The organism is Paenibacillus sp. FSL K6-0108, assembly GCF_045040695.1.
Lineage (GTDB): Bacteria > Bacillota > Bacilli > Paenibacillales > Paenibacillaceae > Paenibacillus > Paenibacillus pabuli_B.
The window spans coordinates 5,418,454-5,445,291 of sequence record NZ_CP150288.1; the positions used below are offsets into that span (position 1 = coordinate 5,418,454).

Genomic DNA, 26,838 nt, shown 5'->3' on the forward strand with positions numbered 1-26,838 from the left:
TTATCTGCTCCTGCATGTACTAAATCAAGTCTCCTACTTTCTCGTTCAATGCATGTCTCCAAAAAGAGAAATTATAGTCCATAATATATAAAAATAAGTACGAAGTCAAGATATATTCCTTATTCCATATCAAGGCAAACTCAAATCCCATACTTTTCCATTTGATCAAGAAAAGAACGGGATTTTAGATTCAAGCCAAGTTGATGATCCATAAAGCCCCGCATGATCTTTTTGATCTCATCACGGGTACCTTCGCTCACCGATATATTACCAAGCCTTTGCAGATCCAGCTGGGCAAACAAACGTAATAGTTTTAACGCCCTCGGACTGACGGACATCGCCGGAGGATCAAAGTGTTTACAAGCACGGCACAGAACGCCTCCAAGCCTTGGACTAACAAATAATTGCTCATCTGGACGCTCGTGGCCACAAGAAATGCAATCATCAAGCTGAGGTCCATACCCTGCTGCCTGTAATATTTTCATTTCATACAGGCTTGTAATGACGACCGGATCCTTCTCTTCCTTTAGCGCTTGGAGACAGGCTTTTAACTGTTTGAACCAGAATGTACCTGTCTCCTCATCCTGCAGCACACGATCCAGCAGTTCACAAGCATAAGATGCATAGGAAGCCTTAACCAGATCTTCACGCAGCTCATGATGAGACTCGATGATCTCACCTGCGTTTAGTGTTCCCAGACCCGTGTTGCGAAAATATACATACTGGCCGTACGTAAATGGCTGCACCAATGCAGCATGTCGGCTTTTGGGCTTTTTGGCACCTCGGACGAGCACTCCTACTTTCCCGCCGCTTTCGGTGCAAAGCGTAATGATTTTGTTTCCTTCGCCGTAATCCATGCTGCGGATGACAATCCCTTCCACCCTGTATAGCATGCCTCGTCACCTAACCATTCCCGAATTAGCCAATTATCCTTCGGCTTCTTCATCTTCGATCACTTCCCTTGCAGGTTCCGATTCCTGTCCCAATGAGCCACATGCCTCGGTATACAACAAATAAGACTCCACATCTCCCGTCATCGTAAAAACCTTCCACGAAAAATCTCGCATCGGAATTTCATCCTCTCTTCGAAAACGACGTCTGCTTCTACCAGATAGGATGGAGTCTTGCAAGGTAAACTATGTGTTGCAATTACTGGATACTTACTGAATTGATTTATTCACGACCGAAGCCAAGGTCACGCAGTACGCGTTCCTGGTTTCTCCAGTCTTTTTTCACTTTAACCCACAGGTCCATGAAGATTTTGGAACCCAGCAGATTTTGAATATCCTGGCGAGCACGTTTCCCCACTTCCTTGAGCAAAGCACCCTGTTTACCGATAATGATCCCTTTTTGCGAATCACGCTCCACAAAGATGACGGCTGAAATATAAACAACGCCGTTATCCTGTACTTTCATATCCTCAATCGTTACCGCAATGGAGTGAGGCACTTCTTCACGCGTCATTTGCAAAATTTTCTCACGAATCAACTCCGCACAAACGAACTGCTCGGGATGGTCTGTAACCTGGTCATCCGGATAATACTGTGGCCCTTCCGGCAAATATTTGCCGAGCTGCTCGAGCAAGGTGCTTACATTGCTGCCAAGCATGGCTGAAACAGGAACAATCTCAGCGAAATTATGCAGCTTGCGATATTCCTCGATTAATGGAAGCAGCGCTTCCGGCTCAATTTTGTCAATTTTGTTCATGACAAGAATGACCGGCGTCCGCACATTTTTCAATTGTTCTGCAATGTAGCGGTCACCACCGCCCATGCCTTCCGAAGCATCGATCAGAAACAGAGCAGCTTCGACTTCTCCAAGCGTGTTCAAAGCGGTCTGGTTCATGTAATCGCCGAGCTTGGATTGACGTTTGTGAATCCCCGGTGTATCCAGGAAAACGATTTGTTGTTGTTCTGATGTGTATACACCATGGATCTTATTACGCGTCGTTTGTGGCTTGTCTGACATGATCGCAATTTTCTGTCCAATGACTTGGTTCATCAGCGTGGATTTACCTACATTGGGACGTCCAATAATAGCTACAAAACCGGATTTAAATGCTTGTTTTTTCATATGTTCCTCCTCAGGCGCCTAGGCCTGGAATGTATTAGTTTTTACTTTTTAGCAGAGTTCAGATCAGACGGACCAAAAGCCCATGGCAACAGTTCGGCAACTGTAGTCTCCTGTAGATCACCTTTCATGTTACCCAGAATGACCTTCATATCCGGATCACACAGTTCGTACATCACTTGACGACATACACCGCATGGAGCAATTGGACCTTCCGTATCTCCCACAATCGCCATCGCCTTAAAGCTGCGTGGTTGCTTCCCTCCTGCAATTGCACTGAACATGGCTGTACGCTCGGCACAGTTGCCGGGTGTATAAGCAGCATTCTCAATATTACAACCATGATGCACATGTCCCTCACTGTCAAGCAAAGCTGCACCTACACCAAAATGAGAATAAGGCGTATACGCTTTCGTACGTGCCTTAATTGCTTCTTGCATCAACAAACCATTATCCATTATTAATCTCTCCCTCTGGGGTGTATATAAAGTTGCACTCAATGAGTTAAGTTCAACTTAAAAATATTTGCACTGGCCTCTCCGCTGTCAGAACAACCTTTCGATCGCTGTTATCCCCGGATTTTATTGATTTACTTTTCCAAAGTGAAAATCCGGTGATAAAGGCGAACGCTTCGCTTCTACAGGTTATTTCTGACCTCTCCGTTAATTGTGCAAACCAGAAGTTAAACTTAAAAATGAGTCCAACTTTACAATTAGTGTGTAATATTAAAATCAAAACAAACAAAAACAAAAACAAAATCAGAGCAAACCCAGCCAGCTCATCACCGGCTTGATGAAAACGATACATCCGATGATGACGGCGAACACCGCAGCCAGCAATACTGCACCGGCCGCGGTGTCCTTCGCCGCTTTTGCCAGCGGATGTATATGCGGATGCGCCAGATCTACAGCAGCTTCCACTGCTGTATTCATCAGCTCCGTCACAAGAACCAGAAATACGGCTGTCAGTACAAACATCCAATCCGTTCTTGAAATTCCGAAAAAAAATCCGGCTGCACACATCAAAATGGCGACTCCTGTATGAACTCTTACATTCCGCTGAGTCCGCAGCCCGTATACGATTCCTTCCGCAGCATTGCGGAATACCATCCCCCAGGAGCGCCTTTTCATTATCGTGTCAACCCGGCTTGGGCGAGTACCGCTTCCTGTTTGCCCATCATTTCGGCTTCGCTGGCTTCATCCTGATGATCATATCCAAGCAGGTGCAAGAAACCGTGAACAAACAGGAACCCGAGCTCACGTTCAAATGAATGGCCATATTCTTCACTCTGCTGAATGGTCCGTGGAACAGAAATAATAATATCGCCCAGAACATCCGGCATTTCTTCCAGTTCTTCATCCTCGTCCAGTTCGTAGATGATATCCAGTTCCTCATCCACAGTCTCATTCATCGCAAAAGACAATACATCTGTCGGACGATCAATGCCGCGATAGTCACGGTTTAGCTCATGAATTTGCTCATCATCTACGAAAGTCAGGGCCACTTCCCCATCTGCAACACCCTCTGCTTCCCCTGCAAGGTTCAGCAGCTTCTCCAGCAATGCGATCATCGGTTCGGTGATTTCTTTATTCTGTTGTTCATTATTCCATGCGAGGTTAAGACTCATTCTTTCATACTCCTGTCTTGTCATAATTAGCGAATCACCCCGCCTCAGGCGAGGTCGGCTTCGGTTTCTTCATTTCCTCCGGATATTCGATCCTGGAGTGGAATATGCCCATAACGGTTTCCTTAAGGGTCTTGGCGACGATATCCAGCTCCCGCATCGTCAGATCACAGTCATTAAACTGATGATCATCCAGCCGACCTTTAATAATTTTTTCGATCATGGATTCCACTTGTTCCACGGTAGGCTTCCGCAAGGAACGAACTGCAGCTTCCACGCTGTCAGCAATACCAACAATCGCTGACTCTTTGGACTGGGCCTTGGGACCCGGATAACGGAAATCATCTTCCGTGAAATCAGGTTCCACTCCAGCCTCCTCGGCCTGACGCAGCGCTTTGTGATAGAAGTAATGCAGGAAAGTTGTTCCATGATGCTGCTCAGCAATGTCTCGAATAGGCCTTGGCAGCTTGTAATCCTTCTGCATTTCCACACCATCGCGCGCATGAGCAACGATAATAGACTTGCTCAGCTTTGGATCAATCGAATCATGTGGATTTTCCATATTATTTTGGTTTTCAATAAAATAAATCGGTCTCTTGGTCTTCCCAATATCATGATAATATGAGCCGACCCGACATAACAACCCATTCGCACCTATCGCCTCCGCGGCAGCTTCCGACAGGTTCCCTACCATTACACTGTGGTGATATGTGCCTGGTGTCTCTGTTAGCAGTTTACGCAATAGCGGATGATTGGGATTAGACAATTCCACCAATTTCAGTGCAGATAAGATGCCAAATGAGGTCTCGAAAAATGGCATCAGCCCAATAACCAATATCGCGGTCAGTACGCCTCCGGCAAACGCAAATCCAATGCCATACAAGGTTGTCGTACGGTTCCAGTCACTTGAGTCAATCAGAGCCAGCGTGAAAACTGCGATCGATCCGAACAGACAGACCATAATGGCACCTTTCAGGATCGTAGACCGCTGACTTGCCCGATGAGTGGCAAAGATCGCAACAAACGATACCAACACAGCGAAGAAACCAAGTTCAAAGTCAAAAATTTGACCCTGATGCGTGTTCAAAATAATGCTCGACAGCATGCCGATAATAATCGAGCAGACAAAGGCAAGCGATGTATCCAGCAGCAAGGCAATTAACATTGCTCCTACGGCAACAGGGGCAAGAAAGCCTACGTATGAATTCTCACTGGTCTGGAGTATCGCTGTAACATGCATGACCACAATTGTAATAATAAAGATAAGTACAAGCATTAGCAGTTGAGCATTATTATATTTGAAATGCGTTCCACTAAATTGCTGAATATACATGAGAATCGCTGCTGACAACAGACAGGACAGCATAAGCAATCCAAGCTGAGGCCAATAGTTTACTTCGTTTTTCAGTAAATCATTCTCGCCCAAAAGGGTGTACATCTCCGGGGTGATCATTTCGCCCTTGGCAACAAGCGTATCTCCCTGCTTGATAAAGACCGTTTGGGTGTTCTCACGAGCTTGTACTTTAGCTTCCTTTGTACCTTCTTCATCATAGAAACGGTTTGACGTTACCACAAGACGAGCCAGCTCCTGCACAACCTCACGCTGTGTACGCTTGCTTAGGGAGCTCACACTCACCATCTCCGCCACTTTGGCACGAGCAGTTGTAGCCTCACTAATCTGGTCGGTCATCAACCTGGAGACGATATCCCGAGCAACGGCCTTCATCTCCTGAATATCATCCGAGGTCAGACGTGAAATTTTGATATATGTCTCTTCCGGGATACGATAGCTTTGCTCCTGTACCACATTTCTGATCTCTTCCAAAAGCGTTTCGGAGTATGTACCCGCTTTCCGGTTGTTATTGATAAAATTGGACACAAAGTCTTTCTGACGCTGCGGTATTTCATCACGATAGATATCAATCTTGTCCTGACTGGAAATCTGATCATCCTGATTCAATCGATCAATACGATCAAGCAGAGTGGTCATCAGATTCTCGTTACGCATCTGTACAATCTGAAACATCGGCTGCACACGTTCAGCGGCTTCTTCTTGCGCTTTAAGGGTAGCCTTGGTATTCGGGATCTGCATGGGCGCAGCAATATTCACTTCACTTCTCGTGCCTTCCTGAATATCATACCGCTCCGGGAGCAGCTTCGAAGCAAGGCCAACGTAGAAGAGGATCACCAGAAACAAAAACAGAAGATAGCGTGCCCACACGCTATACTTCCATCCTGTGGCTCTATTTTTTTGAAAAGATTTGCCTTTTGACAGTTCCTTCGAGGTCATCGAGACAATCCCTTTCTATTCTTGATTTTCTGCGGCTTGGTTATAAGCGACGATAATTTTCTGGACGAGGGAGTGCCGTACAACGTCCTGCTCGGCAAAATAGACAAATCCAATCTCTTCCACTTGGCCCAGTATTGTATTTGCTTCCACTAATCCTGATTTTTTGCCGCGCGGTAAATCAATCTGCGTCACATCACCAGTAATAACCATTTTGGAACCAAAACCGAGACGGGTCAGAAACATTTTCATCTGCTCTGGTGTCGTATTCTGGGCTTCATCCAGGATAATGAACGAATCATCCAGTGTACGCCCCCTCATATAGGCTAGAGGTGCAATTTCGATCAAACCGCGCTCCAGCGCCTTGGCGGTCTGCTCTTGTCCCATAACATCATACAAGGCATCATACAGGGGCCGTAAATAAGGGTCAACTTTTTCCTGGAGGTCGCCAGGCAAGAAACCGAGACTCTCTCCCGCTTCAACAGCAGGTCTTGTGAGTACGATACGCTTGACGCTTCCTTCCTTGAGTGCTGCCACAGCCAGCACAACAGCTAGATACGTTTTACCCGTACCGGCAGGACCAATACCAAATACAACATCACGTTTTTTAATTGTAGTTACATAGTGCTTCTGTCCAATCGTTTTAACCCGGATCGGCTTACCGCGGTACGTTGTTGTGATTTCGCCTTTGAAAAGATCCAGAAGCTGGTCTGCACGCAGTTCCTTGGCAAGCTCAATGGCATACTTGACGTCCCTTTCGGTTAACACATACCCGTTACGTACCAATTGCAACAACACATCGAATAATTGTTCAAGCGATTCCACATGCTGAATGTTGCCATGGATCACAATCTCCGCTTCACGGGATGCGATCTGGGCGGGAATCTCGGATTCAATCAGTTTCAGAAAAATATCTTGGGGTCCAAAAAGAGACTGCCCCTCTCCCGCACTTTGGAGGGAGATTTGTATGCTGCGCGTTTGCTCTGACAAATAGCCTCATTCTCCTTGACTATGGACTAACGGAAGTTCTTCCGCAATGCTTTCTTCAACTTCAAATAATACTTTCATATAAACTTTACCATTCTCTTTCTTCTCATGCAAAATTTTTTCACTTAGAATTTTCGTTCCTTTACCATTTTTCGCAATAATATCGTTTCTTGCTCCTTCCAATCCTTTTGTTCTAGCCCATTCAATCGTGTGTTGTTCCTCTTGTTCATGGGTTTCCAAATCTTTCTCTGTCAGCCATCCCATGGGAAGTGTGAAGGATCTCCAAGTCAACGGTTTGTGATCACTTTCGGTAGCGAATGAAGTGAAAGGCGTATTACCGTATCCCCAGAGTTGTATCGCCCATTTACCCAGCACAATGTAAAAGCGTTCCTTGCTCTCTCCGGTCATCGTATTATGTTTCTGGACAAGAGGGACTTCGACCTGATATTCACGCCACACCAGTCCCCGCACTTCTCCTTTGGCTACAATGGTCTTTGTATTCTCTTCATCTCCCAAAATACCTGATATCAGTACCTGTCCCTTCTTGACACGCATGTCCTTCTGCACGACAGGACGCCCCTGCTCCGCGTATATTTGAGTGATTACAGCGTCTGCTTTACTGATCAGATGTCTAGGATTCAGCAGCGGTTCACGCTTGGGCTGGGCTGACTCCACAACCTGGATGGTAATGGTTGTCCCTTCTTTGCTCACCCCAATCCAGGTTACATCCGGCAGAGCCAATGCAAGCTGTCTGGATAGCTTGTCCTGACTTTGCATTCTAAATGCCCATTGAAAGGGGTATATTCCTTCTTTCTTTGCTGCAGCGAGCACTTCATCCGTGGGAATCGTCACATTGCCTTTGACTTCTACATTCCAAACCATGGATGACAACGCAAACAGAGCTGCTATAAAAAACAGCATGCCGCCCAGAAAGAACTTTCTTCTCAATAAACGGGCTGCAAAAAAGGGAAAGCCACTCCGGTGTGTCACCTTTACCCGGCAGCCTGTCCGTTTCAGCAAAGGACGCAGCCTAAAAAAATGCGGCAGCAGAATATTCATTTCTGCCTTGCGTCCATCATAGGCCCGCAGGTCCCATACCTCCAGTCCCTGCTCTGCCACCGTGTTGATCAATGCTTCAATATCACCCCCAGTGACCGTGATTCGGACTGCTCCGCGCAGTTTATATAGACTGGGCTGCTTCATCCGTTCCCCTCCGCTCCATTCATATGAATATCCAGAATTGTTCCTTCAACAGCCACTTCATCCGGCAAAATATTGCGAATCATCAAATCAGTTCCTTTGATCTCCAGCTGACCCTGTGAGAGAGCCAGAACGATGCGGTCCGGTGTAAAATGAATGACACCACGATGATTCTCTATATACAATTGCTTTGTGCCGATCAGGGTTAACCGTGGCATATCGTAAAGCACGTCCTGCGGCAGATCCAGAACTTCACTGGTCCATCTGCGCAGCTTGCGGCTGATCCGGGTCATTCGAAGGTCTTCCCCCTTCCTCTACAGTTCAACTTATGCGCAGATTCCTGAAATTATGAAAACTACGGACCGTGTTAGATGCGAAAATAAAAAGAAGCCAGACAGAAAAAAGCCGTCGTCTGGATTTATGCTCACCAGAGACGGCTTTCAACTTATTAAGACAGTATGAAGTTACAATTTTCCTCGTGTCCCAAACGGCTGTTTGGAGCGCGGGGAACCGAGCACTTCTGCCCACAACACACCCGTACGAATGTCTTCTCGTCGAAGCTGGGACGGCTCTAACTCACTTGTTACTTCATCCCAACTGGAATCAGACACAACCGGTTTGTTTGCAGAAGAAAACCGATTCAGCCTTTCTTGAATCAAGCGTTGTTGCCTTTCGAATTCTTTCTTTTGTTGGTCAAGCGAACGTTCCATATCGCCACTAAAGTTTCGGCTGCCCACTTCATCTGAAGGTTTTGAGGAAGTGTCAGGTCCAGAATACGGCTGATCATAACGACCTTCATCATACTGGTTCTCATACGGTTCATCGTACTGGTTCTCATACGGTTCATCATAGCGAGTTTCACCAGCAGCCATCTCAGTCCTGGCCGTTTGCTTCGGAGATGTCTGCGCAGGTGAACGGTCGGACTGATCGGAGTCACCATTGCCTCCAAAGGTTGGCATTCCGTTGTGCTGACGCTTTTTGTTTGGGTCAGCTGATTTAGCTGCTTTTCCCAGAAAAGAAAAGAGCGCAAAACCGATGACAGCCACGATATACAGATTATTAAAAATCCATTCGAATAGGCCCATATATACTCACCGCCTATCTTCCGTTTTTGGAATCACCCTGATCGTTAGAATTCGAGCCCTCAGCAGGTTTTCCCAGTGTGTTACGCATTTGCGTATCAGCTTCAATATTTTTAAGGTTCATGTAATCCATAACTCCGATTTTACCACTGCGCAGAGCCTCTGCCATTGCAAGTGGGACTGCGGATTCTGACTCAACAACACGCGCTCTCATTTCTACAACGCGCGCTTTCATCTCTTGTTCTTGAGCTACGGCCATTGCACGACGCTCTTCTGCTTTTGCTTGAGCGATCCGCTTGTCAGCTTCTGCCTGCTCGGTTTGTAGAAATGCACCAATGTTCTTACCTACGTCCACGTCCGCAATATCAATGGACAGGATTTCAAAAGCAGTCCCGGAATCCAGTCCTTTGGACAAGACAGTACGGGAGATCAAATCCGGATTTTCCAAGACTTCTTTGTGGGAGTCCGCTGAACCGTTTGTACTTACAATACCTTCACCAACCCGGGCAATGATCGTCTCTTCACCCGCACCACCAACAAGTCGATCAATGTTGGCACGCACTGTAATTCTTGCTCGTACGTTGACTTCAATACCATCTTTGGCTACAGCAGATACTACAGGCGTTTCAATTACGCGAGGGTTAACACTCATTTGAACAGCTTGCAATACGTCCCGACCCGCAAGGTCAATCGCAGCAGCACGTTCAAATTCGAGGGGAATATTTGCACGCTGAGCAGCAATCAGAGCATTTACGACACGGTCCACGTTACCACCAGCAAGAAAGTGACTCTCAAGTTGGTTCATCGATAATTGTAGACCTGCTTTGGTTGCTTTGATCATAGGATTTACGATCCGGCTAGGCGTTACACGTCTGAGTCTCATCGCTACCAGCGTAATAATACTAACACGTACACCGGATGCAATTGCCGAGATCCAGAGCATTACCGGGAAAAAGCTGAAGAATACGCTCAATACGATAATTGCAACTACCGCAATAAGCAAAACCGTAATCATGGTTGGTTCCATAGTCAAAATTCCTCCGTTTGCAATTTAATTTTGTAAAAAAATATTAACAGACCATATGGTGGAACTTCGCTGCTGTTCATTGATTTACACCACTCCACCCGCAGCTTCCGCAGAATGGTTATGTACACTGCCGAAGCCTTATTCAGCTCCGGCAACAGAGCGGGTTGGGGTTACACCGGCAATGCCTGTTGAACGACAATCCGGGAACCTTCCGCTTTAATCACAATAATCGGAGTATCAATTGGAATGAAATCTCCATCAGAGACCACATCGACCCGCTCTCCGTTAAACATCGCTGTTCCCGATGGACGAAGCGGAGTCAAACTGATCCCTTGCAGACCGATCAACTCTTTCCGTTCTGTCGCAGAAGAGTAACCACGGTCAGCAGACAATCTGTCGCTTAATATGAATCGGTTCCATATGCCTCGATCCTTAAAGAGAATAACGACGATTGCAATAACCACCAGAGCTGCACCAAAAGCAATCCCCAACGATATGAATGCATCACTTGTATCATAAGCAGCTCGCACAACACCAGCCACAAGCGCAATCGATCCCAAAATTCCCAGAATGCCCATACTTGGGATAAACATCTCCAGAATCATCATGATGAGTCCAACCGTGAATAATACCCATGTCTCCGCTCCGGCAAAACCGGCAATATAATTCCCTGAGAAATAAAGCACAAAGCAGACGATACCAACAATACCAGGAACTCCAAATCCAGGCACAATCAACTCAATGATCACACCAGCTATTCCGAGAAATAGCAGTATCGTCATGACGACAGGATTGGTCAGAAATGTAGATATATTCTCTGCAGCAGTTCTCTGAACAGTGAACACATCATCCTGATTGTATCCTAGCCAGGCTGCAGCTTCTTCCGGCGTGCTGCTGATATGGTCCGCAAAGCCCACTTTCAGCGCTTCCTCGGCCGAGAGAGCAATAATTTCACCTTTTTCTTTGGTTTTATTAATCTCTGGCATTTCCACGACCATGTTAACATCTGTCATTCCAGCTGCAATTTTGCCGTTACGGCCACTTTTCTCAGCCGCTCCCTGCATTTTGCTCTTCCAGAACGCAACCAGCTTCGGATCGTCCACATGTTTACCCGTGCTGTCCACCATCGCTGCCGCACCGATCATGCTACCTGGCGACATTACGATCTTATCTGCATTCAAAGCCAGGAAACTTCCGGCCGATGCAGCATCTCCACGAACGAATGCAACGGTTTCAACAGGACTTTCCTTAATCAGGTTACCTAATTCCTCTGCCGTGTCGACACGGCCTCCCGGCGTATTAATATCCAGAACGATCAGGCCAGCATTCATTTCTTCTGCTTCCTTGAAGCCACGTTCCATAAACTTGCCAAGCCCCTGCTCGATTGGTTTATCCACCGGAATGATATATACGGCGCCACTTTTCTCAGCTGCATGCGCTGACGGTGACCCAATCCAGACAGGAAGCAGCAGCGTCAGCAGCATCAAGAGCAACAATGGCCCCGTAAGCTTCTTCCGGCGCTTTCCCTTCACAATAGTCCCCCCTTTTCCATTAATGTTATACTGTCCAGCTTATGGTATTTATTACGTACAATGCAACATTTCGTTTCAAAATCTTAAAATTATATTTGAATTCAGAAGCAATTGCAACATTATAAAACCATAATAATATATATTATCCATTTAAAAGCAATATTTGTGAATTATCTTAAAGAAAAGTATGTCTCAGCATCATCCTTCAATTTTCTATCAGAAACACTGATTACCGTATCAAACGATGTAAAAATTGATGCAAAACGGAAAAAACACCCCCTAACAAGTCAGGAGGTGTTTATTGATTTGCTTTATTGCAGAAATTGTTGAACTGCTTGATTTACCAGTTTGCCGTCCGCTTTGCCTTTGACTTTCGGCATAAGGGCAGACATGACTTTCCCCATCTCGGCTTTCGAAGAAGCACCGGTTTCCTGGATGGTCTGCTGTACAATAACTTTAATTTCTTCTTCGGTAAGCTGTGCGGGAAGGTACTGACTGAGTATTTCAATTTCCGCTTTTGCATTTGCCGCGAGGTCTTCACGGCCCGCTTTGTCAAATTCTTGGAGGGCATCTTTGCGCTGTTTGATTTCACGACTCAGAATATCAAGCACTTCGTTATCATCCAAATCTCTTTTCAAATCTATTTCAAGATTCTTGATCGTCGAACGAATCAACCGAATGTTGGAGAGCTTGAACTTGTCCTTGCTCTTCATCGCTTGCTTCATATCTTCGTTCAATCGTTCGCTAAGATTCATGTAGTTAAAATCCTCCTAAAACTTTCTCTTACGAGCAGCCTCGGACTTTTTCTTGCGCTTTACGCTTGGCTTCTCATAATGCTTACGTTTCTTCACCTCAGCCAATACGCCATCTTTTGCGATGGAACGTTTAAACCGACGAAGTGCAGCATCAATAGTCTCGTTTTTGCGAACTTTAGTTTCAGACACCAGTTTTCCCTCCCTCCGACCAGACCGTCCAAGAGCAATAACACGGTTCATCACCTTTCATTATAGGCGAAAGGTAATAAAGGTGTCAACCTTAACGTAATGATCATTTATTTTATGTGAACTTCAACCTCATATTCATGCTTTTTCATGCATTATGGACAAGTCCTGAACTAAAGTAACATCGCTCATTTATTTATGTGAGTCGGACAAGCTGGTCAACACGCCAAGTCGGGTACCGCCAAGCAAATGATAATGCAGATGATGTACGGTTTGTTCCCCGTCCTTGCCGCAGTTATTAATCAGTCGATACCCTGTTTCTTCCACTCCAAGACGCTTGGCCGCTTCCTGCGCAGCCAAATGAATCTCACCGATCAACGGTAAGTCTTCTGTCGTTACTTCATTCATGGAAGCAATATGTTTCTTGGGAATAACGAGCACATGGGTCGGTGCAGCGGGCTGGATGTCATGAAAGACGATGACATGGTCATTCTCCAGTACCTTATTGGAGGGAATGCTGCCCTCTACAATTTTGCAAAACAAGCAATCCATTGTTCATACCCTCCTTTGAATTTAAAATTATGTATACCCTTCTATCATACCGGAACTGAAAAGGGACGTCCAATTCAACCTGTTCAGTTATCTTATTTATAATCACAATAATAGACAGAAAAACCTTTTACATCTTAGTGAACTACTGAGCGTACACCAAAGATGAAAAAGGTCATATTTGCATTACACGCATTACTCCATCACGAAACTTTGTTAATAATAAGGCAATAAAGATATGGCAGCGAGGCCAAACAGAGGAAGTATCAGCCTATTGAAACGTCTGCGGCCGTAACCGTAATATGGGTATGGATAATATGGGTATCCATATCCTGGGAAAAATCCACGTTCATGAGCGGGATAAGGAACTGGCATCATATTGGGACCATAGTTTCCGTGATTAACCATGGCGTCATGTCCTACGGGAACAGCCAGATAAATCATGTCATCATCTACATTCTCCACAATGCCATCATAATGGGCACCATCATGCATTTGTACACACACATAGCGATGCATGTGTTCCTTACACAGTTTCTTCGCTTCCATCTTTTCCACTTTCCAATCGCCTCCCTGATCTGTTCTGCTCTTCATCACCCTTTCATGGTATTCAGATCTGGGCGAAATGACACTATATGAATCACAAGAGTTTCAGGATTATGGCCGTTTCTAAGTAAAGTCGTGTACATGATGCACCTGTGAAGGAGGAGTAAACGCTGAAAAATAAAAAAAGAAGCACCCCGTTGCAGCTTCCATGTGGAAGCCTGCAATTGCGGACGTCTATCCAGGAAGATTCCTGATCAGACGTCCGCCGGGGTACTTAACATAAAGTTTGTCGGCTTAACTGTATTATAACAACAGGATGAACCTGTATCTGTGAGCTATCTCACTCAACTTTCACAACGAGTATATAATGAGATTCAAACCAATAACACTCAATTAATAAATCAATCAATAAGACATTTCCTTAGAAATAAACTTTAAAGATTGGATTATGAGAATAATCAATATTAATTGGAACTCATTCAATCGTATGTGTTCTGTGTTCAGGTTCCTATAATGTTTCCAATACTACGCGAGAGCCAGCCCCGGCTTCGCCCGCTGGAATAACTACAAGTTTGCGTGGCAAGCGTGCTCTCAGCTCCGGAACGTGGCTAATGATGCCGACAGCAAGGCGGTCATCATGCAATTTTTCCAGCGATGTAATGACCGTATCCAACAGTTCAGGGTCCAGTGTACCGAACCCTTCGTCCAGGAAGAAGAATTGCAGCGGATACTGGCCACGCAGCTGAATTTGGGCAGATAATGCCAAGGCGAGTGACAACGAGGTCAGGAAGGTCTCCCCACCGGACAGGGTGGATACAGGTCGTTTAACCCCACCGTTTGCATCATCACAGATGACAAAGCCACCACCCGAATCCACCTCAAGTGAATAACGTTGTTTGGTCAGGAAGCGCAGGCGCTGTGAAGCGGCCTGACTAACCTGCATCAGCTGTTCTTCTGCAATATACTCGACAAACGCATTACCTCTGAAAGCTGCTTGCAGCTTGCTAAGCATCTCACCCTGTCGGCTTACTTCCACCCGTTTGTTCTCCAGCTCGGTCCAGCGGACATGCCGCTGCTGCAAATCCTCCAAATCCCGTTCTGCCCGCGCCTTGGCTCTAAGAGCCGCTTCATCCTCTGCACGAGACAACTGCAGCCGTTCTGTGCATGCCAACCATTGTTCTTCGGATACAACGGCTCCGCCCAGTTTTTGTTCCAGCTCACGCAGTTGAGAAACAAGTTCACGATCACGCTCCCGATGGTGCTGAATTTCTGCGGCCAGCCGCTCCGCTTCTTGGGAAGGGATGGCTGCCTCCACAACAGCATTCTCCGATTCAAATGGCGATTGATCCAGCAATTGCTTCCAGCGTTCCTGTGCCTGCTGCAGATGCTCTGCTGCCGAGGCTGCGGCTTGATGTGCCATGACATCCTTCTTGGCTGATTCCTGCTTTAACGCATCCGCTTCCTTGAAACGCTGTACTGAATCAGCAGCAACCTTCCGCAGCCCATTCAGTCGAGTCTGGGCCGCAGCAATCAAATCCTCGACACGTTGCTCGCCAACCCATTGGTGCAGACGTTCTTCCTTCTCAGCAAGCTGTTTGCTGTTTCCTTGCCATTCCGTCTGCCATTGAATCAGCTGTTTGTCCAATTCAACCAACTTCTGCTGGAGGGACTGCACCAGCTGTTCCTTTTCTTCAAGGAACGTCACGCTCTTATTTAACCGTTCCTTGATGTCCTCTGCGCGCGCGTCGCGCTCCTGCATCGCCTGATGAAGGGCCATGGCCTGCTCTTGGGCGATGCCTGGCAGTTCCGCGGCCCAGCGGCCGTGCAATGCAGCTGCGGCGGCCTCACTCTCGGCCAACCGGCGCTCCGCCTGGGCGAGTCCGGCTTGGCCGGCCTCCTGCGCAGCAGCCGCTTCCATGCGGCGCTGCTGCGCGCCCACAGCCGCCTGCTGCAACGCGGCGGCTTCTGCTTGCAGCGGCGCTGCGGCAGCGGCCAGCGCCTGCGCGGCTTCGCGCAGCGCGGCGGCACGCTCCGCCCAGTCCGCCGGGGAGCGCCCGTGTACGGGCGACCCAGCGGGCTCCGGCTCCGCTGCCGCAGGCGCGGCCTCGGCTTCGGCCGGGGCTTCACCGGCCGAAGCGCCAAGCTGCGTCAGCAGGCTGCGACGTTCGTGCAGCTGCTGGCGCAGCCCAAAGCGCAGCTCCTGCAGCTCCGCGTGCAGGCTGCGCAGCAGTTCCAGGTCCGCATCGCCTGCGAGCGGACTTTCTCCCGGCGGCGCAGCCGGGAGCGGGTGGTGTGCGGAGCCGCACACCGGGCATGGCTCGCCGTCGCGCAGCTCGGCGCGCAAGGCGGAGGAGAGCCGGTGCATCTCCTGCTCACGCATGGATCCGCGCAGCTGCTCCTCCGCCCCGGCCAGCAGGCTCTGTTCGCGGCCAATGTCCTGCTCACAGGCAAGCAAGGCCTCAAGACCCGTTGCCGCCTGTTCGATCAACTGCTGACGCTGTTCACTTAGACGGCTCTCTTCTTGGGCAGCCAGCTTCAGCCTGTCTGCCCCCTGTTCTGTCGACTGCTTATAGGCTTCCATTTCAGCCTTGTTCTGGCGCAATTGCTCCGCCGCAGTATCCAATCGATGCTTCAATTCAAGTGCGGCCTGCAGCTGTCTGCGTTCTTCGGACTTCACTTCATTCGGCTTGAGGCTTTCCTGTAATTCTTCCCGCCGTTTGCGGCCACGCTGCTGTAGTTCTTTCTCCTTCTCCAGCTGTTGTCCGATGACACTCTGCTCAGCCTGCCCTTTGTCCAAAAGCTGCTTAAGACGGGTACGCTCCTCCCGGAGCCCGTCTCGTTCCCGCTGTAGCTCCTTGGCCTGTTCCAGCTGTTCCAGTCGAAGCAGCAGCTTGGGTTCTTCCTCAGCCATCTGTACACGGGCCTTCTCGGCTTTCTCGGCTTCCAGTACAGACAGCCGTTCATGTTCCACCGCTTGCTGGTGAGCAATGCCGGCTGCATCCTCACGCAACTTCTGCTGTGCTGCCGCGTCACGCATCGTCTGCAATGAAGGGAGGATCGCGTCTGCCGCCCCGGCCAGTTTCAGCCGTTGTTCCCCAGCTTCGATCTGTGGTGCACGTGCTTTCAGCTTTTCGTGTTCCTCCATACGAGCCTGGCGTTCCTGGCTTAACTCACGGACTTTACCGAGCTGCTCGGCTTCCTTCATCGCTTCATCAAGCGTTTTGCGTGACAATTCAGACTGTTTCACAGCAGCTTGAAGAAGAAGCTCCGTTTCCGCCAAAGTCTCTTTGCTGGCATTTCCAAGCCCCTGCTGCTCCGCAGCCAGTGACTGATGAACCATATCATTGTCCTTCACCCGCCGGCTGAGCTTGATGGCAAGCTGATCTCCATACTTCTCCAGATGGAATAAGCGTTGCAGCATCTGGCGTCGTTCACTGCCTTTCAGCGACAGAAACTCAGCAAATTTACCTTGTGGAAGCACAACTGCTCGCGTAAAATCATCCATTTTCAACCCAATGACATCTTCAACACATCGGTTCACGTCTGCCAGTTTATCAGCCAGCACCTGTTCCTCTCCGTTAACGGTCTCAATGAATTTGCTGATGGTATTGCTCACCGATACCTCATTGTTTCGTTTGAAGCGTCGTTCCACCCGAAATCTTCTGGTGCCTTCTGCCGAAACAAGTTCAAATGTAAAAGCAACGGACAACGAATCCTCAGCATGGTTCATGATTCCCTGCGTACCATTAACCGCACGTTCCACTTTTCCGTACATGGCCAGCGTAATCGCGTCGAGCAAAGAAGATTTTCCACTGCCTGTAGGACCAAAAATGCCGAACAGTCCCGTTTCCGTCAATACAGTAAAATCAATCTCCTGAGTCTCCCGATAACTTTGCAGACCTGCAACTTTCAATAAAATCGGCTTCAATTTCCCTCGACCTCCTGACGCACACCCGGCTCGTCCTCATCGACAAGTTCCAGGAAAAGTTGAACCAGACTGTCTTCAGGTAATGCCCCACCTGTCTGACGCTGATAAAATTTGCGGAAAAGCTCATGTACGGGAAGCTCGGATCTTTGCTCCAAAAGTCCTGCGGCTGCCATCTCGGGATACACCGGACGGATATGGATGATCCCGTCATGCGACTTACGGAGCTGCTGGATCTCTTTCAGAGACATGGCGTCATCCAGCCATACTTCCATATCAATAAAAGCCCGAGGATCACGCCCTTCATCCAGCCACCGATAAACCTCGGCCAGACCGCCGCGCGCCTTCCAGCGCACAAGCGGACGTCCGGAGGTCAACAGCACTTCTTCCACGTTTGCGGCTCCCCCTGGTGCCAGATCAACCATGGTGACGGACTTGCTCTGCCCCGCTTCGGAGAAACTGTAGGCCAGTGGAGAGCCACTATACCGAATCACACCGTCCCCTTTAACTGCCTGCGCACGATGGAGATGCCCCAGTGCTGTATATTGCGCACCTATTGACAATGCAGAAGGGTCAACCGTATAGGCGCCCCCGACCTGAATGGGACGTTCCGAATCACTCTCCACTCCGCCCAGAACATAAATATGACTCATCGCCAAATTTACCGTATCCGGACGAAAAGAAGCAGCCAGACGCTGCATTAACATGCCGACCCGGCGACTGTAAGCCTGGCGAAGCACATTCTCGTCCCCATCCGTTGTAAGCAGTTCGTTCAGTCGCGCTTCCGAGGGATATGGCAATGCAGCAATCTGCGCAGTCTCTCCAGTTCGCTTGGCATGGATCGTAACTGCTTCTGAAGTAGGCATACCTACAAGTGTGATTCCCTGTCTGTTCACAAGCGGGGTCACCGAAGCCACTCGCTCCGGCTGATCATGGTTTCCCGCAATCACCACAAGAGGTCTCCCTTGTTCCGTCAGACGCGCCGCAGCCTCATAAAAAAGCTGTTCCGCCGATGCAGGCGGATTTACAGAATCATACACGTCTCCAGCCATCAATATGGCATCTGCCTGCTGCTCATCCGCGAGCCTGACAAGCTCATCCACAAAATCCTCCTGCTCTCGCAGCCGGCTCCGTCCCTCCAGCGTTTTCCCCAGATGCCAGTCCCCTGTGTGCAAAATACGCATCGTCCGTTCAACCCCTCTCTCATGCAAAATCCAATGATACAAATTCCATCCGGCCGTTTTAAAATTTCACTTTATAGTTTGACAGCATGTCCGCCATCAAAAAAGTACAGCCACTTCCGGTCGACTTTCCGACCCAGAATATCTTCAATAGCCCGGCTATACAGTTCCAGCTGGAAACGATAGTTTTCCGTCAGTTTGTCCAGCCCGCCGCGATGCTCCAACACCCGATCTGTCTTGTAATCAAGCAAAACAAGCTCGCCATCCACCTCATACAGGCAGTCAATAATCCCCTGTACCAGCACCGTCTCATTTTCTAGTGATGCCTGCATCTTACCGTCTTCCTCCAACGTTTGCATACCTGCATCTGGTGACAGACTATGAAGCCATTCGGCAGGAGAATGATGTGCCGGAAGTCCATAAATAAATGGAATCTCCCGTTTCACCCACTCCGCACGCAGCAATTCTGTCCCAGGCTCTGTACTGAAAAATCCAGCCAGTTGGTCAGAATCAATAACCTCTACCTGATGGCGGAGTAAAATCTGAAGCTCGACTAACCGCAAAAGTGTCTGCTCAACAGTTTGCGAATTAACGGGTGAGCCATCTACAGGAAGATGCTGCATCAACGTATGATACACCGTCCCCCGCTCGGCTCCGGTCAATTGTTTCTCCTCCATGAATTTGGGCCGACGCAGATGCAATTTAAAGGACGATTCTCCATCCATCATTCCACCGTTCTCCGACTCCACGAAAACCTCAGATTGTTCTTCAACTTCCTCCATCAACCGTAACGACTGATGCTCTTGCATGGCTAGCAATGTTTTCAGCTCGGTAACCGATGTGCTGGCAGCCAATTGCGTTGCTGCTTGATGAGGATATGTCCATGAGAGCCGTTTATCCACTTCACGAAGCAGCTGTACACCCTCTTGCTCCCCTATTGTCATTACATTTTCCTCACCGATGTCTCGTGGTGTTGCATCTTGTGTATCGTCGATCATCTCTTCTTCAGTTGAGAAAGGAAACAGCTCCACAGGCTGAACTGCTTTTAGGGCAGCAATTCGATGTTTCCGCACTTCTGTCATGCCGTCTTCTTCACCAAGCGTCTGATGCACAAATACCTCCCGGGATACTTGATCAGCAGAAATGACGGAAATGCCCCAGCGTGATTCATCATCCACAAGACAGGCAGCATATGAATCAGCGCCTCCCGCAAGTTCACGCAGCAAAGCAGCGTCTGGATGTCTCATCAGGGATGGACCGATCCAGTCCAGATAACTCCGTCCGGCTGCAAGCAGATAGTCAGGCAATACCCGTTCCGGACTGTCCTTAATCTGAGACCAGGCCACTGCCTTTTTAACAACATCTTTCACCGTTCCAACCAGAATCATTTTCTCTTTTGGACGGGTCAGAGCCACATAGAGCACCCGCATCTCTTCGGCAAGCAGCTCAAACTGGGCACGACGACGAATCGCCAGATTCGCCAAGGTTGGATAGGCAACCCGATTCTCACGATCTACAAACCTCGGGCCAAACCCCAGCTCCTTATGCATCAGAAACGGCGAATTCAGATCCTGCTGATTGAACATTTTGGATATGCCCCCGACAAAAACAATCGGGAATTCCAAGCCCTTACTCCGGTGAATCGTCATGATGCGTACAGCATTGTCCTGCTCACCAGAACCACCTGCTACAGTCCCTAGATCTCCCCCGTTCTCACGCAGTCTGGACACGTAGGTCAGGAAGCGGAACAATCCACGATTGGCCGTTGCCTGCTCATATTGCCGCGCGCGATCATATAAGGCCTTCAGGTTACTTTGACGCTGCATGCCTCCAGGTAGGCCGCCAACCCAGTCCAGATAACCCGTTTCCCGATACATGCGCCAAATGAGTTCGCTCAAGCTGCCTTGTCTGGCTTCAAGCCGCCACTGTTCTAACTGACGCATAAAACGAATTAACTTTTGTTGCAGCTCTGTGCCGGTAGCGTCTCTCCTATCCGCATCCTCGCTAATACGTCCATCCATACTTGCATCTGTACGAGCACCCATAACCTCATCTGTCTCTGCATGTACAGGTTCGATAACCTCTGCTTCGGCGGATACCGCCGATTCCAGTTGCCCCTGTTCAAGCTCTGACCAGACTTCCGGCCATTGCAGCTGGATTGCAGATGAATCATGATTCGAAGCTGGCTCACCATGCCCGAGAACCTTCAACGAACCAGTGAATGCTCCTGCAGCTGATACAACAGCATCGTAGAAAGACTGTCTTTTGTCGCCAAGGCGAATCTGAGCCAGTTCCTCTTCATCCAGTCCAACAATCGGCGAACGAAGCACGGAAGCAAGCGGTATATCCTGCCTTGGATTATCCACAATCTGCAGCAAGGACAACATTACTTCCACTTCCGTTGCCTGAAAATACCCTTTGCTCTGCTCCCCTCCGGCTGGAATACCCTGCTGTCTGAATTCCTCAATCATGAGTGGTGCCCACATCAGGGCAGAACGCAGCAAAATAACAATGTCTCCGTAACGCGCAGGGCGCATGGTTTGAAGAGCTTTATCATAAACATTGAGGGCTGGTTTATCCGTATCCCCGACCATTTCACGAATACGGCGAGCCATGGCCCGGGCCTCCAGCTGAGCGGTTTCGAGCTCGGCACTCTCCAGCTCGGCAGAAGGCAGCGCATCCCCATTCTCGTCCGTATTTTCCGTGAGATCAGGTCCTCCGCCTTGACGATCGATCAGCATGAGTTCAGGTGTGTAAGCCTCATCTCCAAGCGTCTCTGCCGGGAAAGTAGCCCCATAAGCGAGCTGAGCCCGCTCATCATAGGCAATCTCGGCTACCCCTTCATTCATAAGCTGCTTGAATAACATATTGACCGAATGGACTACTTCTGCACGACTGCGGAAGTTACGCGCAAGATCAATACGTCTTCCTGCATGCAACGACCCACTTTCTCCATCCCCATCCATGTCCGAATTCGCTGCGTATTGACGGTACTTGTTCAGGAACAGACCGGGTTCAGCCAGTCGAAAACGGTAAATACTCTGTTTTACATCACCAACCATGAATCGGTTTCCTGGATTTTCTCTGGAAATCAGTCTGACGATATCTTCCTGTACCGTATTGGTATCCTGATATTCATCCAGCAGCACTTCATCGAAACGTGCCCGGTATTCCATTGCTGCATCCGATGGCATGGACAGTTCAGGCGTAGAATCCTCATGGCGCAAAATATGAAGACAATAATGCTCCAGGTCATTGAAATCGACCTGACCGCGCTCCTGCTTGGCCTGTCGATATCGCTCTCCAAATGCACTGACCAGCTTGGACAACTCTTGCATTAGTGGTGCCGCCTGCTCGAGCTCCTGCCAGAAAGAAAAAGCACTTCTGCCAAACAACGACCCTTTCAGGTCTGTAACGGCTTTTTTCGCAGCCTCGCGCAGTTCCTTAACCTGTTCTTGCAACCCCGGGTCCGTCTGGTCCTTTTTACAAGGTTTCAGCTTGCCAAAAGCTGCTGGCTGAAATACTTCGGGCAATCTTTCCCAAGGCATCACCTCAACAGCTGACAGAAGCTCCTCTACCATCACCAAATCTTCTTTTAACGTATCTGCATAAGGTTTCGGACCTTCCGGCTGCATCGATATGCTGATCCCTTGACGCAGCAAACCAGCAGCACCACTCAGGGCAAGAGCCGCATCACGCAAAATACTCTGAACCCATGCAGAATGTCCAAGTGCCTCGACACTTTCTACCTGAAAAGCAGATGCCATTTCCGAAAGCCAATGATCCGGCCAGGAATGACTGCGTGAGAAATCATACAAACGCTGCACAAGTCGATGCATCGCATCATCGTTTCGTTCCCCACTGAACCAATCCACCAATTCACGGAATGTACTGCCTTCGTCTTCTTCTCCATACTTTTCTTCAAACAACTGTTCCAACAATTCCTGGCGCATGATCTCAGCTTCATTCTCGTTCAAAATACGGAAGGCCGGGTTTAGCGGTATTTGCTGATAATATCGTCGAATGACCTCCATACAGAATGAATGCAGTGTCGTAATAGATGCACGCCCAAGCAATGACAGTTGTTTGCGTAGATGTTCTTCAGCAGGCTGTTCTTCAAGTGCACGTTCCAGTGCTTCTCGAATCCGCTGCTTCATCTCGGCCGCAGCAGCTTTCGTAAATGTAGCGACTAGCAAACGATCTACGCTGAATCCGCGGGAAGGGTCTGCGATCTTGCGAATAATCCGTTCAACCAATACAGCCGTCTTACCGGAACCTGCTGCTGCAGCAACCAGGATGTCTTCCCCACTCTGTGAGATGGCACTCCATTGGTCATCACTCCAGAAGCTCCCCTCCGGTTTTGGCATATTCGTCATGATGTTTCCCCTCCCTTGCCGTGAGACAGCATGTCCCAGATTTGCTGTTTGCCCGGTTTGGACAACAGATTATATTCATTACCTTCGATATTTTCATCAAATTGACAGACTGGCTTGTAAGGACAGAAGGTGCATGCAACCTCCTGCTGGATACGGTAAGGTTCAATCGCCACATCCCCATCCGTAATCCGTGTGCCAATCTCACGTATATTGCTGCGAACGGAAGCCAGCAAGGTATCCCATTGCTCAGGGGTAGCTACAGCAGCACTGCTATAAAAGCTGCCATCTGCCTTAAGTGCAACCGGAATAATGGCTGAATAGCCTTTGTCCAGGGTATTGTCCATTTGAGCGATCGCATCCCGGTCCGCCAGCAGCAAGCCCTTCATTTTGAATCGTTTCAGCAGTTCTTGTCCTGCCTGCTCAGAAGTCATGCCATTTGCGGATTGAAGCAACGGATTATGCACATGGAAATAGAGTGTTCCTCCAGGCATCGCCGATTCTCCAAGCCACTCCTCGGCAGAGCTAAGCAGCACCTCCAGGTACGTGAGCATCTGTAATGACAGGCCATAATACACTTCATGCAGTTTGAGATCGGTTTGACTCGATTTATAATCAATGACTCGCAGCAATAGGCCGTTCTCTCCTTCTGCCACATCCACACGGTCGATCCGACCCACGATCTCCATCACACAGCCATTTTCCAATTCAAAACGCAGCGGCGGCAGGGGTTTGCCTGGTCCAAAATCAAGCTCTAATCCAATTGGCTCAAAGCTTCCCCGTCTGGACTGTTCACCCAGAATAACCGACGCCCGGCTAACGATATCCTTCAGCTTCCGGAAGATGTAACCATACCGTTTCGTGCTAAGCAAAATCTCTCCCTGCAACTGTGGTGCAATCTGCTCCACAGTGTGCTCCGCTTCCTTGCGACATTCATCTGGAGACAGACTGCCCCAGCTGCGATTCTGCTCACGCAAACGTATGGCAAGCTGACTCAAGGCAGCATGGAACAATTGTCCAATATCAGGAGCTTGCAAGCGGTACAACTGGCGCTCTTTCAGTCGCAGCCCATGGGAAGCAAAATGGGAGAACGCACACGCTACAAAACGCTCCATTCGGGAGACACTCGTCCTTACCTCTGTACCATATAATCTACGACTCGTAGCGGTACGAAGAGGTAACGCCCGATTGCGATAAAAGACAGATCCAAGCAATTGCTCCAGCCGAGGTCTGCTCATCTCCTGAGAGACATGCCAGTTATAGATCGCCCACCACATTTCAGGAATATCTTCTCCACGACGCCATCTGCGCAATTGTCCGATGAGATAAGAGAGGCTCTGACTAGGATGGTTAACATAAGACCAGTGTACCTCTTTATCATCCGTAACCGGTGGCTGGGCAAGTAATGGCTGCTCATGCAGACCAAACATCTTCCGTACATGTCGTACAATTTCCGAGGGCAGTAGTGTTTTCCCTTCATCATCTGCGACAGGATAACTCAGCCACAACTGCTGGCTCGCCGCGGTCAGGGCGGTGTATATCAAGAAGCGTTCGTCCAGCATTTGTCTTGTGGCTCCCGGCCCAAGCCCCAGTCCTCTCTCTGTCAATAACAGCCGTTCCTGCTCCGTTAATACGCCATCATCCTGAGGCACAGCAGGCAGTTCACCATCTACTGCACCCAGAATAAATACGTACTTGATACCCTGAAGACGTGTACGATCCATCGATCCAACCAACACTTGATCAAGCGCTGGAGGAACAAGTCCCAGCTTAAGTTCGGTTAATCCGGTCTCCATTAGCCCGGCAAACAGATCGATATCCAGCCGTTCGGCCCCCATCATATCAACCATCTGATCTAATAGATCTAGGACAGCACCCCACATTTGACGATGCTCTCTCGACCGTTCCGGGTCACCCTGGGCCTTGGCTTCTGCAGACATCTGATCCAGCTTCCAGGGAATCTCGGCATCTTCCAGCAACCTGTAAAGCGCCGCACATTGGTCTTTAGCTGTCTTTGCCTTGCTCATTCGTTTCTCAAAAGCACCCAGTGGATCAACAATCACCGTTCGGCATTTTTCCATTAAGTACAGCATTTGTTCCCGGCCCCGGCTGCGGACATCCTGATCGTTGTCTTCCAGGGACAGGCTGGGTACATACTTCCATGGCTTGCCATCTGTCCAGCGGTATCCGTGAATTCCGCAAGCCAAAATATAATTTTCGAGTTGGTCCATATCTTCACGCGTGATGGAACCGTCCCGTGGAAGCAGCAGATCCGTTTTCACGCAGCGAAATACATCCTCATAACGCCAGCGGCGGCGAACGATATCGAGTGCTGAACGAATAAATTCCGATAATGGATGATGTAGTTCATTTCTTCTCCGATCCAGAAAGACAGGCACGCCATAGTCCCTGAACAGGGGCTCAGCAATGTCGGCATATGTATCCAACTGACGAACAAGCACTGCCATATCTCGATAACGCGCACCTTCAGCTTGCGCCAGACGACGCATCTCACGAAGTGCTCCTTCCATCTCAGCCCGCCGGTTCTCAGCTGCATAAAGCCTGACACCTGCATCACGTCCCTCACTCTTCCAGCGAACTCTGCGATCAAAGCCAGCCTCCAAATGCGCCGGCCCAGGACTGCCTTCATATCTTGGCAAAACTTCCGGTTGAAGCACGGTTGTTTCATTAAGAACTCCCAGATCTTCAGCCATGCCTTTGAGACGTGCGTATGCAGTCGCTGTGGGATGGAACAGCTCCAATTCTCCAGGAAGTGCGCCGTGATCGTAAGCACGATCCAATGTCAATGCAATTGTAACGGAAGAAGCTTGCAGCATCAGTCTTCCAATGACACTCATTTCCTGTGGGGTAAATCCCTGAAATCCATCAATCCAGATCTGTGCATCTTGCAGCATTGTGCTCTCTGGTAATCGCTCTGTCAGTTCAGTCAACGTGTCTTCATCATCGATATATAGTTCGGTTAATTCCTTTTCATAGTCACGGTATATAAGTAGCAAGTCATGCAGCTTGTCTCCCAGAATCGGTGCAGAAGAAGATGTATTCCATGCGGAAAGTCCTTCTTCCAGTGAAGTAGGGTCAAGCTCATAACGTTTAAACTCACTGTATAAATCATTTAAGTCCCCTATAAATCCCAGCTGACTGCCCGATGCTCCAAACAGCTTCAATTCTTCCTTACGACGCTGGAGCACTTTGTAGAGCAGCATTTTTTTGCCTTCAGCTCCAATGGGAATACGAGCAGAACCACCTGCCTCCTGCATTACCCGATAGGCCAATCGGCGAAAACCAAGCACTTCAGCACGCATGGTACCTTTAATAGCACCTGAAGAAACCAGTGACTGTTCGGTTCGAAACGAACTCTGTTCCGGGACGAGCAGAATCAGTGGTTTACCTTGCGGTTCCTTTTGAAGCAGGGTTGTGATTTCCCGGGTAATCAGCGCACTCTTACCGCTGCCTGCCCGGCCAATAATAAAGCGTACAGACATGTTTAATCCTC

At 48.8% G+C, this 26,838-nt stretch carries 21 protein-coding genes; all 21 read right to left on the reverse strand.

Features of this window, described 5'->3' with window-relative positions:
• Positions 1-140 precede the first annotated feature (140 nt).
• A complete protein-coding gene (recO, locus tag MHB49_RS24690) occupies positions 141-893 on the reverse strand; it encodes a DNA repair protein RecO (RefSeq protein ID WP_405153345.1) in 753 nt (250 codons plus the stop codon).
• Between the two features lie 33 nt (positions 894-926).
• Positions 927-1,067, reverse strand: a complete 141-nt coding sequence (locus MHB49_RS24695) for a YqzL family protein (protein WP_247898559.1) — start codon at positions 1,065-1,067, stop codon at positions 927-929.
• A 106-nt stretch (positions 1,068-1,173) separates the two neighbouring features.
• Positions 1,174-2,073, reverse strand: a complete 900-nt coding sequence (era, locus tag MHB49_RS24700; protein WP_090901607.1) for a GTPase Era — start codon at positions 2,071-2,073, stop codon at positions 1,174-1,176.
• Positions 2,074-2,114: 41 nt separating this feature from the next.
• Positions 2,115-2,528, reverse strand: coding sequence for a cytidine deaminase (locus MHB49_RS24705; protein ID WP_405153346.1), 414 nt, complete (start codon positions 2,526-2,528; stop codon positions 2,115-2,117).
• A gap of 300 nt (positions 2,529-2,828) precedes the next feature.
• Positions 2,829-3,200: a diacylglycerol kinase family protein gene (locus tag MHB49_RS24710; RefSeq protein WP_024628467.1), complete on the reverse strand. Its 372-nt coding sequence runs from the start codon at positions 3,198-3,200 to the stop codon at positions 2,829-2,831.
• Complete coding sequence (gene ybeY / locus MHB49_RS24715; protein WP_405153347.1) at positions 3,200-3,697, reverse strand: rRNA maturation RNase YbeY; 498 nt, start codon at positions 3,695-3,697, stop codon at positions 3,200-3,202. Before ybeY ends, MHB49_RS24710 begins: the two co-directional genes overlap by 1 nt.
• A gap of 34 nt (positions 3,698-3,731) precedes the next feature.
• A complete protein-coding gene (locus MHB49_RS24720) occupies positions 3,732-5,984 on the reverse strand; it encodes an HD family phosphohydrolase (RefSeq protein WP_247898562.1) in 2,253 nt (750 codons plus the stop codon).
• Positions 5,985-5,999: 15 nt separating this feature from the next.
• The gene (locus tag MHB49_RS24725) at positions 6,000-6,971 is read right to left on the reverse strand and encodes a PhoH family protein (RefSeq protein WP_405153348.1); all 972 of its coding nucleotides are present in this window, start codon (positions 6,969-6,971) and stop codon (positions 6,000-6,002) included.
• 6 nt (positions 6,972-6,977) lie between these two features.
• Entirely contained in the window at positions 6,978-8,171 is a 1,194-nt protein-coding gene (gene yqfD, locus MHB49_RS24730) for a sporulation protein YqfD (protein ID WP_247898564.1), read from the reverse strand.
• Positions 8,168-8,461, reverse strand: coding sequence for a sporulation protein YqfC (yqfC, locus tag MHB49_RS24735; protein ID WP_247898565.1), 294 nt, complete (start codon positions 8,459-8,461; stop codon positions 8,168-8,170). The genes yqfD and yqfC overlap by 4 nt, the downstream gene beginning before the upstream one ends.
• Before the next feature lie 171 nt (positions 8,462-8,632).
• Positions 8,633-9,253 (reverse strand): hypothetical protein, encoded by a 621-nt coding sequence (locus MHB49_RS24740; RefSeq protein ID WP_405153349.1) that lies wholly within the window; start codon positions 9,251-9,253, stop codon positions 8,633-8,635.
• Between the two features lie 13 nt (positions 9,254-9,266).
• Positions 9,267-10,277, reverse strand: a complete 1,011-nt coding sequence (gene floA / locus MHB49_RS24745; RefSeq protein WP_405153350.1) for a flotillin-like protein FloA — start codon at positions 10,275-10,277, stop codon at positions 9,267-9,269.
• Between the two features lie 170 nt (positions 10,278-10,447).
• Positions 10,448-11,761 carry an NfeD family protein gene (locus MHB49_RS24750; protein ID WP_405157234.1) on the reverse strand — a complete coding sequence of 438 codons (1,314 nt, stop codon included), beginning with the start codon at positions 11,759-11,761 and terminating at the stop codon, positions 10,448-10,450.
• Between the two features lie 359 nt (positions 11,762-12,120).
• Entirely contained in the window at positions 12,121-12,564 is a 444-nt protein-coding gene (locus MHB49_RS24755) for a GatB/YqeY domain-containing protein (protein ID WP_062326501.1), read from the reverse strand.
• 15 nt (positions 12,565-12,579) lie between these two features.
• Positions 12,580-12,753 (reverse strand): 30S ribosomal protein S21, encoded by a 174-nt coding sequence (gene rpsU, locus MHB49_RS24760; RefSeq protein ID WP_005547957.1) that lies wholly within the window; start codon positions 12,751-12,753, stop codon positions 12,580-12,582.
• A gap of 189 nt (positions 12,754-12,942) precedes the next feature.
• Entirely contained in the window at positions 12,943-13,302 is a 360-nt protein-coding gene (locus MHB49_RS24765; RefSeq protein WP_090998086.1) for a histidine triad nucleotide-binding protein, read from the reverse strand.
• A gap of 213 nt (positions 13,303-13,515) precedes the next feature.
• Positions 13,516-13,893: a hypothetical protein gene (locus MHB49_RS24770; RefSeq protein WP_405153351.1), complete on the reverse strand. Its 378-nt coding sequence runs from the start codon at positions 13,891-13,893 to the stop codon at positions 13,516-13,518.
• A 460-nt stretch (positions 13,894-14,353) separates the two neighbouring features.
• Complete coding sequence (locus MHB49_RS24775) at positions 14,354-17,773, reverse strand: SbcC/MukB-like Walker B domain-containing protein (RefSeq protein WP_405153352.1); 3,420 nt, start codon at positions 17,771-17,773, stop codon at positions 14,354-14,356.
• Positions 17,770-18,954, reverse strand: coding sequence for an exonuclease SbcCD subunit D (locus MHB49_RS24780; RefSeq protein WP_405153353.1), 1,185 nt, complete (start codon positions 18,952-18,954; stop codon positions 17,770-17,772). Before MHB49_RS24780 ends, MHB49_RS24775 begins: the two co-directional genes overlap by 4 nt.
• Positions 18,955-19,025: 71 nt before the next feature.
• Complete coding sequence (gene addA / locus MHB49_RS24785; protein WP_405153354.1) at positions 19,026-23,327, reverse strand: helicase-exonuclease AddAB subunit AddA; 4,302 nt, start codon at positions 23,325-23,327, stop codon at positions 19,026-19,028.
• The gene (addB, locus tag MHB49_RS24790; RefSeq protein WP_405153355.1) at positions 23,324-26,827 is read right to left on the reverse strand and encodes a helicase-exonuclease AddAB subunit AddB; all 3,504 of its coding nucleotides are present in this window, start codon (positions 26,825-26,827) and stop codon (positions 23,324-23,326) included. The genes addA and addB overlap by 4 nt, the downstream gene beginning before the upstream one ends.
• Positions 26,828-26,838 lie beyond the last annotated feature (11 nt).